Source organism: uncultured Blautia sp., assembly GCF_902497045.1.
Classification (GTDB): Bacteria; Bacillota; Clostridia; order Lachnospirales; family Lachnospiraceae; genus Blautia_A.
The window spans coordinates 1-11,834 of record NZ_CABVDF010000003.1 but is presented as its reverse complement, the minus strand read 5'-3'; the positions used below and the strand labels follow the sequence as shown (position 1 = coordinate 11,834).

Sequence of the window (11,834 nt, the reverse complement as noted above, 5' to 3'; positions counted from 1 at the left end):
ACCCCTTATATCAAGAAACGAATGAAACGGTATTGTAAAAATATAACACTAGATCAGAACTTTATAACCGCATGTATCTATGAATGTCTGAGCGATAAATGGAACCGTATGGATACAGCCCGATTTCTGGCAAACTATACGAATATTATTACAGCCAGGCAGATACACAGGATTATAAAAGAAAACTTTAAAGACTGGTTACATAATTTAGTCTGCACAGCAGCGGCAGGAATGGAAGAAGAAATAAAACTCAGAAAAGTATCTTTTGATCCTATAAAGACAAGTGCAAGGCTGGATGGAAATTCAGGGAAAGTAAGAGATATAGGTGTTGAGTGCATAAAACAGCAGATATACGATTATGTAGCCACAAACGGCTTAAAAGAATTATTTGTAAGAAAAGTAGGAACTTATCAATGTGCGAGCATTCCAGGGAGAGGACAGATCTATGGAAAAGAAGCAATTGAAAATTGGATCCGCAAGAATCCGGGCAAGACCAGAGTAGCAGCAAAGGGAGATGTCCGGAAATGCTATCCATCCATCAACAGGAGAAAATTGAAAAGAATGTTAGAGAAGCAGGTCAGAAATGAGGACCTGCTTTATTTGACTTTCGTTTTAATTGACTCATTCGATCAGGGGCTGTCAATCGGATCATACTTGAGCCAATGGCTCTGTAATTATTATCTGAGTGCAGCTTATCATTATGCTGCTGAAAAGCTGTTCAAGAGGAAGAAACACCGAGACGGAACAACAGAAGAAATCAGGCTGATTAATCATGTATTGTTCTACATGGACGACTTCCTACTGATCGGAAGCAGAAAGGCAGATGTGAGAAAAGCAATGAAACTCCTGATTAAATACATGAATGAGTATTTAGATCTGACGGTAAAACCAGATTGGAAGCTGTTCCAGATCGACTGGATAGACAAAGACGGAAAACATCATGGAGAACCTATTGATATGATGGGATTCAAAATATATCGGGATCACACAGAAGTAAGGCGGAGCATTTTCCTGAGAGGACGCAGGGCATTTGTAAAAGCCGGGAAGTATGCGGAGAAAGGAAAAGCGATACCATTAGATCTTGCGTACCGGTGTATAGCATATTACGGATGGTTCAAACATTCCGACTCTGAATATTTCAGAGAAAAGTATAACGTAGATAAGATATTTGAGAAAGCGAAAAGGAGGGTAAGTCGTGAAAGCAAGATTTACAGAAAAACAGGATCCTGTAACTTGGAATGCGCTGCCTGATGGGAACGTGGATGTAATGATATGTCTGAACGAAAAGACTGTTACAGAAACCTATCCGGATACAGATCCGGAGACAGAACAGACAGTATTCGAATATGATTTTAACCAGTTCCGGGAAAAACAGGAAAAAATCTCAGAGAAAACTGTAAGAGCATCACCGGAAAAATATCTGGAATATATTCCGAAGGAAGAAAAAAGCACTGAACAGAAATTTGCAGAGCAGGCAGAACAGATCGAAATGTTGAAAGACTGCCTGCTGGAAATGAGCGAACAGGTTTATGCGTAGAAATTTAATTATAATGTTATTGAGCAAAGGAGATAAAGAAATGATGGCAAAATTATGGGTTACTGAAATTTTAAGTAAAGATACTATTGAGGAAGCAAAAGAGGAATACAACAGAGTTCCACGCCTGTTAAAAGAAAAGGTGAAAAAACTCCTTATTGATGCAGGTATGGAGGAAATTACTGAGTAATCGGGAAGCATGACTAAATTACAAATTATTAGCAGGCAATGGTCCTCTATTTATGATTTACTGCTGTATATTCAAGACAAAGAGAAAGCAAAGTCTCTGGAGGATATACAGCAAGATTTAGATATAATTGAGTATTCCTGCCGCAAATATGCAGACGTAGATGATGAGGAAATAAGCATGGAAAATGAACAGATTTCAAGAGCAGAGCATGAGGAGTTCCGCAAAAGAATTGAGGCAGAAGACAACCGACAGAACAGACGGATTGAAATTCTGGAAAACAGTGTTCAACAGCTCCAGGAATTAGTTACATCTGTACAGACGCTTGCAAACAACATGGAGAACATGGTGAAAGAGCAGGGACAGCAGAGTGCAAGACTGGAAGCTCTTGAGTCAAGAGACGGGGAAAAGTGGCGGACAGTAACAAGTTACTTATTAACAGCTATATTAGGTATTGCAGTTGGAATTATTGCAAAACAGTTTGGATTATAAGGAGGAGCAAAATGTTTAAAAATTGCGTATTTAAGCCAAGCGTAGACACAGTGAAATGGTGGAAGAAAGCAGGAATCAGAGCAGTAAAGACAATGGCACAGACTGCAGTGGGCGTGATCGGAGCCGGAAGTGTGATCTCTGCAGTGGACTGGAAGATGGTTGTATCGTCTGCAGTAGTGGCCGGAGTTGTAAGTCTGCTCACAAGCGTCGCAGGAATCCCGGAAGTAGAGGCAGACGAAAACCTGAACAACTTGTTTTCTGATGGAACAAAATAATTTTGCACAGCCCGGTATAATGCCGGGCTTTTTCTGGAGGTAAAAATGGAAATCAAAGGAATTGACGTTTCCGCCTGGCAGAAAAATATCGACTGGAAAACAGTTGCGGATTACGGTATGGGGTTCGCTATTCTCCGGATCACGGAAGCCGGGAACGTTACAGATAATTATTTTGAAAAAAATTATGCAGCGTGCCAGGAATATAACATTCCAACAGGAGTATATAAATACTCTTATGCAATGACAATCACAGAGATTGAGTCAGAAGCGCAGAAAATTATTTCTGTATTAGCTGGACGGAAATTGCAATTTCCAGTTTGGTTAGATCTTGAGTGGAACAATCAGAGAATACTTGGAGCTGAAAGTCTCCACAAAATGACAGAAGCATTTGAAAAGATTATTGTTAATGCAGGATATAAGTTCGGAATCTATTGTAATGTAGACTGGTACGAAAATGTAATATGCAGCCATTTAAAAAAGTATGAATTTTGGGTAGCGCGCTATCCGCAAAACGATAACGGAACATTACAGGAACGTCTGCGCCCAGACTTCGGAGTAGGATGGCAGTACTCCAGTAAAGCAAAGATACCGGGAATTGCTGGAACGGTAGACAGAAACGTGTTCTACAAAGACTATGCTGCACAGAAAGGAGGAACCAACATGGATAAAGCAATTGAGAAAGTTATAATGATTGCAAAAAATGAGATTGGATACTTAGAGAAAAAAAGTAACAGCCAGCTTGACGATAAAACTGCAAATGCAGGATCTGCGAATTATACAAAATATTGGAGAGATGTAAAACCGAGTTGGAATGGTGATTACTGGTGTGCAGTGTTCATTGCATGGTGCTTTATGAAAGCGTTCGGGTTAGAGATAGCAAAAAAACTTTTGAAACACTGGCCATATGTGTACTGCCCGGATATGAAAAAATACTTTACTCTTAACGCAAACCCGAAAGTAGGCGACATTGTTATTTTCTGGAGCAATAGCAAAAAAGAATTTGTACATACCGGACTTGTAACAGCAGTGATCGGAGACCGATTCTATACAATCGAGGGAAATACGTCAGGAGCTTCTGCTGTTATCGCCAATGGCGGAGGAGTATGTGCGAAAAGTTACCTGAACAGTCAGCTACCTGGAACAAAATTCTGCACACCGGATTACAGCATTGTAAACGGAACGAATATTACTGCAGGTGAAACAAAAACAGACAACAATTTAGTAACAGGAGGTAAATACATGTTTGCGCCAGAAACTGTACAGTTAGGAAGCAAGGGAACATCTGTATTACTCTTGCAGGAGATCCTTATTGCAAGAGGATACAAAGGAAGAAACAGCAAACCACTGTCTTTAGACAGAGAAGCCGGAGACAATACAATCTATGCGCTTAAAGCATACCAGAAGGACAGAAACGGAGTCCTTGAAGTTGACGGAGTGTGCGGACCGGCAACATGGAAAGATCTGATTGCAATTTGATAAACAGAAAAAAGCTCCTGAAATAATCAGGAGCTGTATTTGGTAGTAGTAACTATGAATAACCAACGGGAAATCTGGACTCCAAAAGCGGACAGAACGTACTTGGACTTTTGAAAATGTCTGTAGAAACTTATCATCAGACTTTGGTGATGATCACCCATAATCTGGAAATTGCACAGATGGCAGACAGGGTAGTACGAATGGAAGATGGCCGGATTCTGGTGTAGGGAGGAGACAGATATGCTTGCAAATAATAATCTGAAGATCTGCCGTACTCTGATCAGAAGAGATGTGAAGTTTCATCCTGTAAAATATGTCCTTTTGTCCTGTGCGGCAATGCTGGCGGCAGCGCTTTATACCTTTGTTTTTTTGCTGGGAACTTCCGTAGAAGACGCTTATTTATTGAATTACCAGTATTCTTATGGTTCCACCAGTCATATTCTTTATATGGGTCTCACGGAAAAACAGGCGGATACCCTTGCAGGGAACAGTAATATCAAAAGCACTGTGCGTTTAAGTACTATCGGAAGGTTATCCGATCCGGTCATCGGGAAAAGAAGCATTAAGCTGGCAGTGACAGACCGCGCCTATGCCAGGACAGTGTTATCTGTTCCTACTGTGGGAACACTGCCCCGGAAAAATGGGGAGATCGCTCTGGACGAGTTTACCATGGATTCCCTTGGTGTGCCCCACGAGATAGGAAGTCCGGTATCCATTGACTGGACAGACCCGAAGGGAGAAGCGCATACCACAGCGTTTACCCTCTGTGGATGGTGGGCAAGCCCTGCCAATTTTTCAGAAGCCTGCGCCTGGATTACAAAAGAGGAAGCGAACATGCTTCTGCCGGATTACGATGAAGAAGCTGCTGCTAATGTAACTCTTGGAGTAAAACTGCACCAGCCGAAAAAGTTAGAGGAGCAGGCGGAACAGCTCCTTTTACAGCAGGGAGTGACAGGCTGTACCTATACCACGAATCTGGCTTATCAGGATGCCCGTACAGAAATGGCGGAACAGCAGGCACGTCCCTACTATATGCCGGCTTTTCTGGTAGTGCTGTGCGGATATCTGATGGTATACAGCATTGTCCATGCAGCTGCGGACAAAGAGCATTTGTTTTATGCAGAGCTGAAATCTCTGGGAATGACTCCCCGTCAGATCCGGCAAATGCTGATGGAACAGGGAATACTGGTCTCTCTTTTGGGGACGGTTCCTGGATGGCTGATCGGATTCATACTCCATTATTTTATCACTAGTCGTGTCATTATCGGAATGGAGGAAAATCCGGCTCTGTATTTCCTGTCCTGGCAGCCATTTGGGGCGGCGCTTTTGTGTACCGCGGCAACGGTTTTGCTGGCATATCTTCTGCCATCTTTTCGACTTTCCAGCAAAACCCCGGCAGAAATGACAGGGAATGCTTACGCACGATTTCCAAAACGCACACATAAATGGAAGGGCCGTACAACATTGACACAGCTTGCGTTTCGGACACTGGGAAAAAATCGTTGGCGCAGCCTTTTGTCTGTGATCTCTTTATTATTGGCAGTACTTCTTTTAAATTCCGTTTGGATTCGATATATCAGTGTCAAAGAAGACCTCTATCTGTCCTCCACGTTTCCCTGGGATTACAGTTTATGTGACGGATCTGCATATCTTTCCCAGCAGCAGTATAACGAAAAAAATGAGGGAATCACAGAGGAAACTGTTGAAGAACTGAAAAAACGTCCGGAGGTTGTCTCTGTCAGTGTACTGAAAAGTCACGAAATCCCTATGACAGCTCCAAAGGAACTGATTGAACGGATCACAGCATTTTATGACCAGCCTTATGATGAGACGCAGACCCTGCGGGAAACCCAGAAGGCATTTCCTGAATGGCTGGACGGACTGGAAAAGCTGGAAGAAACAGGAATGTATACCGGTCTGGTCATTGGAATGGATGGGGTATATCTGGACTATATGCAGAAATATTCGCCCTTTACCAGCGGCAGCCTTGATGAAAAATCTTTTGCTTCCGGAAAATTTGTACTGGTTGGCGGAGCCTATCATGAAGGATTGTCTTCACCAATCGAGGGAGAAGAGGCAGAACTTATGGGGCAGAAATTTACGGTCATGGGTTCTGTGATGCACGATGAAACCTATCTCAGGGGAACAGAAAGTCTGGAAGCTGCCTTTAATATTGCATACATCCTCCCAATGAAGGCTTTTGATCAATTGTTTCCCGGACAGGCGTACCGTCAGCTGGCAATAAATATTGACAAAGAACAGCAGAAAGAATTTGAAGCTTATCTGGATGAATACGAATTGGGAATGAACCGGGGAGTCGGTGTGGTACGGCGCAGTGAGTATCAGGAAAATTTCCGTATGGCGCGGCTGAACCTGGTACTTCCGGATCTGGTAATCGGGCTGGTACTTGCCGGAATTGCACTGATGAATTTTATTAATATGCTGGTGATCAAGACCGTGAGCCGGAAAGGGGAGTTTGCCGTATATGAAAGCCTTGGCATGACACGGACGCAGCTTCGGACTCTCCTTCTTTTGGAAGGGATTTTTCATGCAGGTTTGATGCTTGTGATCCTGATTCCGGTGACCATACTTTTTGACCGTTTTCTTATGCCGAAAGTGGTAGAAGCTGTCGGATCCTGGAGCATGGTCTATACCTGTTCCTTCCTGCCGCTGTGGATTTTTACCGCAATATTAGTGGTACTTGCAGTAGTTGTGCCAATGTTTTGTCTTCATTTTCTCACGAAAGGAAGCCTGACAGAGAGGATGAGACAGGAGGAATAAAACTATGAAAAAAGCAGTAAGAGGAAAAAAAGGAATAGACATTACGGAAACAGAAAAGAAAATAAAAACAGCTGGGTGGATGCTGGTATTTTCCAACCTTGCTGCTGTTTTGATCGGCGGGAAAATAAAGCTTTTTATTCTGACTGCGATACTCTTAGCCACATATGCCATGTATATTAACTTTTATCCTTATATGTATTTTGATACGATCAGCAAAAAGGTGCAGGGACTGGTATTTCAACTTCCATTTGTGGGGGCTGGCATCGCTTTGGTTTTATGTTTGTCCAGCCTGAATCTCTATGAATGCAGTTTTGTTGCTTATACAAAAATTGCGATTTGTATTACGATCGTGCTTGTGATTCCCTATTTCATCAAATCTTCTAAGACGAAAACTCCCCAAAGACTGGGCCGCAGGATTTCCGTTGTTTTCGCTGTATTTGTACTTTCTTTTGGAATCACATTTCCCGTCAATTATTTATTGACGTTTGCAGAACCGGTACATGAAACGATAAAGATAACGGATAAGGACCTGAGCACCTCCGGGAAAGAGCTGGATTATTATCTGTATGGCAACTGGAAGGGGGGAAGAGGAGCAATTTTCTGTTTCAAGAAACGTCTATGGCAGTACTTCTGTCGGAGATATCCGAAAGATCTGTATCAAGCACAGTATTTTTGGATTGGAATATTATACTATTCATAAATAAAGAAGAAACGATTTCTGGCACGACATATGGCTTTTAAAAGCCTGCCGTGCCAGAAATATTTTCAGAACAATTCCCAAAAGTTACAAAACTGTACCTTTCCTGTACCCTGACTGAGACATTGGTCTGTTATAGTAAAACCAACCTAAAAAGACAGGACACAGGGAGGAAAGACAGATGGAAGCAATTTTAACAGCCACAGGCTTAAAAAAATATTATGGAAAAGGTGAAACACAGGTACGGGCACTGGACGGTGTGAATCTGGAGATCGAAAGGGGAAAATTTACTGCAATCATTGGAACTTCGGGTTCGGGAAAATCCACACTTTTAAATATGCTGGGCGGACTGGATATTCCTACAGAAGGAAGCATCCGTATCGGGAATACGGATCTTGCCAGGCTGGGAAGTGAGCAGGCAACAATTTTCCGCAGAAAACAGATTGGTTTTATTTTTCAGAACTATAATCTGGTTCCTGTATTAAGTGTGTGGGAAAATATTATTTTGCCTATTTCCCTGGATGGAAGGAAACCGGATAAGAAATTCATTATGGAAGTGGTAAAGCTTCTGGGACTGGAAAAGAAACTGGACTCCCTTCCAAATAATCTTTCCGGCGGACAGCAGCAGAGAGCAGCCATTGCACGGGCTCTGGCAAGCAAGCCTTCGATCATTCTGGCAGACGAGCCTACGGGAAATCTGGACAGCAAGACCAGTGATGATGTGATCGGGCTTTTGAAAATGACCAGTCGGGAATTTCACCAGACGATTGTGATGATCACCCACAATCCGGAGATCGCGCAGATGGCGGACCGAATCATCCGTATTGAGGACGGAAGGATTGCAGAACAGTAAGCAGGAAGGGCAGCAGATATGAGCAGAGAAAATGGAAACAGAAAAAATGAAAAAAAATTTGAGCCGGTTCGTGTATTAAACCAGCGGCTTTTTCGAAAAAACAGAGGAAGAAATCTGGTGGCGGTTCTGGCAATTCTGATGACTGCAATGATGTTTGCCACTTTATTTACTCTGGCACAGAGCATGAGTGAAAATCTGGTGGAAATGACCTTCCGGCAGACAGGATATGATGCGCAGGTTTCTTTGAAATCTATTCAGCCGGATCAGGTCAAGATGCTGGCAAACCATCCTGATGTCAAGGAGACAGGGGAAAGCACGGTTCTGGGACTGGCAGAAAATAAAGCGTTGTCCGGGAAACAGGTAGAGATCCGCTGGGCGGATAAAAGCTATGCCTCTCATTCTTTTTGTATGCCTACTACCGGGCATATGCCGGAAAAAGGCAACGAGGCAGCGCTGGATACATTAACATTAAAGCGGCTTGGGGTGGAGCCGAAGCTTGGGGAAGAGGTTACCCTGGAATGGCGAAAGGATCTGTCTGATCCGGAAGCAGAAAAGATTTCTTCTACATTTACTCTCTGCGGTTTCTGGGAAGGAAATGAATCCGTATATGCCAGTATGGCATGGGTATCCAGAGATTATACAGAAGATATTCTGGCAGAAAGTGAAGATGTTATAGCAGATGGAAATGTTTTTGGAATGCATATGGCTCAGGTTACGCTTTACAGTGACCGCAATATTGAAAAGACTATGGACAAGGTGCTTTCTGATACCGGACTTACGGATCTGAACTATCATGTGAATCTTGCCTATTCCCCGGAGATGGGGGCTACAGCGCTTCAGGAAACCCTGCCTATGTATCTTGGCATGATCCTGGTATTTATTGCAGGCTATCTGATCATATATAATATTTTTCAGATCAGTGTTACTGCAGACGTACAGTTTTACGGTAAACTGAAAACACTGGGAATGACTACAAAACAGATTAAAAAGCTGATTTTCGGACAGTCTAATAAATTGTGTCTGATCGGCATACCGGCAGGGCTGCTGCTTGGATGGCTGTTAGGAATGGTATTGGTACCTGCTTTTACCGGAATCCTGGAAGGCGGTGGAAGTGTATCGGTAAATCCGGTTATTTTTATTGGATCAGCTGTTTTTGCATGGCTTACGGTACTGATTTCCTGTCTGCGCCCGGCAAGACTGGCGGGAAAGGTGTCTCCTGTGGAAGCACTCCGTATGAGTGATGCAGATGGAAGAAGTAAAAAAATCAGAAGAAAAAAGGAAAATACTTCTCTTGCATCCATGGCATGGGCAAATCTGGGTCGCAATAAAAAAAGAACCGTTACGGTAATCTGTTCTATGACACTGGGGCTTGTGCTTCTCAGCTGCTTTTATGCAAAAAATGCAGCCTTTGACATGGAGAAATATCTGGAAAATCTGACTATCGCGGATTTTGAACTTTCTGATGTGACCAGTGAAGATTATATCGGCGGATATGATCCGAAAGGTGATACCTTAAACGAAACTCTGGTGGAAACTCTGGAATCCTTTGAAGGTGTGGAGTCCACAGGACATCAGTACTCTGCACAGTTTACCTGGAAGATGGACGAACAGACTGTAAAAAATCTTCAGGGATTTTATACAGAAGAAATGCTGGCAGACTGGAGTACCTATAATCCTTCGGGAGCAGAAGCGTTTCACCAGGCGGTAGATACAAGAGAAACCAGTGCAGTGGTATTTGGTATGGACGGCATACCGCTTCAGGAAGTCACAAAGGAATCCTATATTATGGACGGCGCTTTTGATGCGGAAGCTTTTTCCAGTGGAAAATACGTTCTGGCAGTAGGACCGGCAATCGAGCAGGATGAGACGTATCCTTCACTTCCGGTTCCCTCTGTAGGAAGCGCCATTGAATTAGCAGGAAAATCTTATGAAGTTATGGCTGTGGTATATCCGTTGATGCCCGTTGACGACGGGGCGGCGGAAATGGGAGCGCCTTCTGCTATGGAAATGCATTTTATTATTCCTGCAGACACCTTCCGGGCGCAGTGGCCGGAAAATACTTTGCGAAGATTATTTGTAAATGTAAAGGACAGTCAGGTGGAGACTATGCAGGAATGGCTGGATGCCTACATGGAAGAAAAGGACAGCAGCCTTCCGGTGACTTCCCGTAAATCTATGGCAGAGCAGTATGAGGCAGAAACACGTTCTTCTGCAGTTATGGGAAATGCCATCAGCATTATTATCGCTCTGGTAGGCGTTCTGAATTTTATCAATTCCATGGTAACGGCAATTGTGTCGCGGAAACGGGAATTTGCCATGATCCAGAGTGTGGGTATGACGAAAAAGCAACTTTGCCGGATGCTGGTCTGTGAGGGACTTTACTATGCAGCTATTACCCTGACGGCTTCTTATCTGATCAGTTCGGCAGCAGTTGGCATAGGTATCCGCGCAATGGTAGAAGGCGGTTTTACTACATTCCATTTTACCTTATTTCCGCTTATGATATGCACACCGATCTTGCTGGTATTTGCAGTATTGATTCCTTATCTGTGTTTTAAAAATCTGGAAAAATACAGTATTGTAGAACGGCTTCGTATGGAGTGATAGAAAAGCTATAGACTGCCGGATTTTAATTTCTGAAAGATTGTTTCATATTCTTCAGAAAAAATGCTTCCTTTATTCCATAGAAAACTGAAATTATGAGTTATCTTAAAATCAGACAGAGGGATCTGGCACAGATTACCCTGTCTGATTTCCTGTTCTGCTGCGGATTTGTATAAGAAGGAGATTCCACAGTCTTCACATAAAAGTGACACAATGGTATGGATATTTTCTACTTCCACAAGATGAGAAAAATCCAGAACAGATAAATTTTTCAGGGCGAGAGTCCGGGAAAGGACAGCTCTGGTTCCGGATCCAGGTTCTCTTGTGATCAGACGTTCTTTTGTCAGATCACGCAGAAAGCGGACTGGCTGTGAGAATTTATGTCGGCTGGAGGCCACGGCAATATATTCTTCTTCTTTATAAATGCGTACCTCGTATCTGTCTTCTTTAAAATAACCTTCTACAATGGCAAAATCAATGGTTCCTTCCTGCAGACAGGCAAGAAGAGTCTGTGTATTGCCGTAGCGGATATGGAGATCCGTATCAGGATGATTTTTGATAAAAGCAGACAGAGAGGGAAGGATGGCATATTCTCCAACGGTCATAGTTACACCAAAGGTCAGGATTTTCTTTTGAGAAAGGCTTTCCTGCATCCGTTTTTTTAATGTGTTTTCATCATTCTGCATGGTTTGCAGCGCAGAAAGAAGAAGTTCTCCTGCTGGAGTCAGAGAGAGCTTCTTTTTTTCGCGGTAAAATAAAGGGGTCTCATATTTTTGTTCCAGATAACGGATATGCTGGGAAATTGCCGGCTGAGTCAGGTGCAGTGCTTCGGCGGCATGAGTAAAATTCATATATCTGCATACGCTAAGAAAGGTTTCCATTCGAAAATCAAGCATAATAGACGCTCCTTTTTTGTTTTAACATAACATAAATTT

General features: G+C 43.0%; 11 protein-coding genes and 1 pseudogene. 11 read left to right on the top strand and 1 reads right to left on the bottom strand.

Translation table 11 applies throughout. The features are described from left to right. Nucleotides 1-231 precede the first annotated feature (231 nt). From RDS42_RS00685 to RDS42_RS00635, 11 genes and pseudogenes are all read left to right on the top strand, one after another. Entirely contained in the window at nucleotides 232-1,251 is a 1,020-nt protein-coding gene (locus tag RDS42_RS00685; protein WP_308781908.1) for an RNA-directed DNA polymerase, read from the top strand. Then, nucleotides 1,196-1,537: a hypothetical protein gene (locus tag RDS42_RS00680; protein ID WP_119251383.1), complete on the top strand. Its 342-nt coding sequence runs from the start codon at nucleotides 1,196-1,198 to the stop codon at nucleotides 1,535-1,537. Before RDS42_RS00685 ends, RDS42_RS00680 begins: the two co-directional genes overlap by 56 nt. A gap of 40 nt (nucleotides 1,538-1,577) precedes the next feature. Further along, the gene (locus RDS42_RS00675) at nucleotides 1,578-1,724 is read left to right on the top strand and encodes a hypothetical protein (protein WP_182438361.1); all 147 of its coding nucleotides are present in this window, start codon (nucleotides 1,578-1,580) and stop codon (nucleotides 1,722-1,724) included. A 9-nt stretch (nucleotides 1,725-1,733) separates the two neighbouring features. Beyond that, complete coding sequence (locus RDS42_RS00670) at nucleotides 1,734-2,213, top strand: hypothetical protein (RefSeq protein ID WP_308781907.1); 480 nt, start codon at nucleotides 1,734-1,736, stop codon at nucleotides 2,211-2,213. An 11-nt stretch (nucleotides 2,214-2,224) separates the two neighbouring features. Then, nucleotides 2,225-2,488, top strand: coding sequence for a holin (locus RDS42_RS00665; protein WP_118630710.1), 264 nt, complete (start codon nucleotides 2,225-2,227; stop codon nucleotides 2,486-2,488). A gap of 45 nt (nucleotides 2,489-2,533) precedes the next feature. Continuing rightward, on the top strand, nucleotides 2,534-3,964 hold the full coding sequence (locus tag RDS42_RS00660) for a GH25 family lysozyme (protein ID WP_308781906.1): 1,431 nt from the start codon (nucleotides 2,534-2,536) through the stop codon (nucleotides 3,962-3,964). Between the two features lie 62 nt (nucleotides 3,965-4,026). Then, nucleotides 4,027-4,191 (top strand): annotated as a pseudogene (locus RDS42_RS00655) (ABC transporter ATP-binding protein); the annotation flags it as partial. A gap of 13 nt (nucleotides 4,192-4,204) precedes the next feature. Beyond that, nucleotides 4,205-6,745 carry an ABC transporter permease gene (locus RDS42_RS00650; RefSeq protein WP_308781905.1) on the top strand — a complete coding sequence of 847 codons (2,541 nt, stop codon included), beginning with the start codon at nucleotides 4,205-4,207 and terminating at the stop codon, nucleotides 6,743-6,745. A gap of 4 nt (nucleotides 6,746-6,749) precedes the next feature. After that, nucleotides 6,750-7,445 (top strand): hypothetical protein, encoded by a 696-nt coding sequence (locus RDS42_RS00645; protein ID WP_308781904.1) that lies wholly within the window; start codon nucleotides 6,750-6,752, stop codon nucleotides 7,443-7,445. A 178-nt stretch (nucleotides 7,446-7,623) separates the two neighbouring features. Then, nucleotides 7,624-8,295, top strand: coding sequence for an ABC transporter ATP-binding protein (locus RDS42_RS00640; RefSeq protein ID WP_308781903.1), 672 nt, complete (start codon nucleotides 7,624-7,626; stop codon nucleotides 8,293-8,295). Nucleotides 8,296-8,313: 18 nt separating this feature from the next. Further along, nucleotides 8,314-10,899: an ABC transporter permease gene (locus RDS42_RS00635; protein WP_308781902.1), complete on the top strand. Its 2,586-nt coding sequence runs from the start codon at nucleotides 8,314-8,316 to the stop codon at nucleotides 10,897-10,899. A gap of 8 nt (nucleotides 10,900-10,907) precedes the next feature. Here the strand turns inward: RDS42_RS00635 and RDS42_RS00630 are convergent, their stop codons facing one another. Next, nucleotides 10,908-11,795 carry a LysR family transcriptional regulator gene (locus tag RDS42_RS00630; protein ID WP_308781901.1) on the bottom strand — a complete coding sequence of 296 codons (888 nt, stop codon included), beginning with the start codon at nucleotides 11,793-11,795 and terminating at the stop codon, nucleotides 10,908-10,910. Between the last annotated feature and the right edge of the window lie 39 nt (nucleotides 11,796-11,834).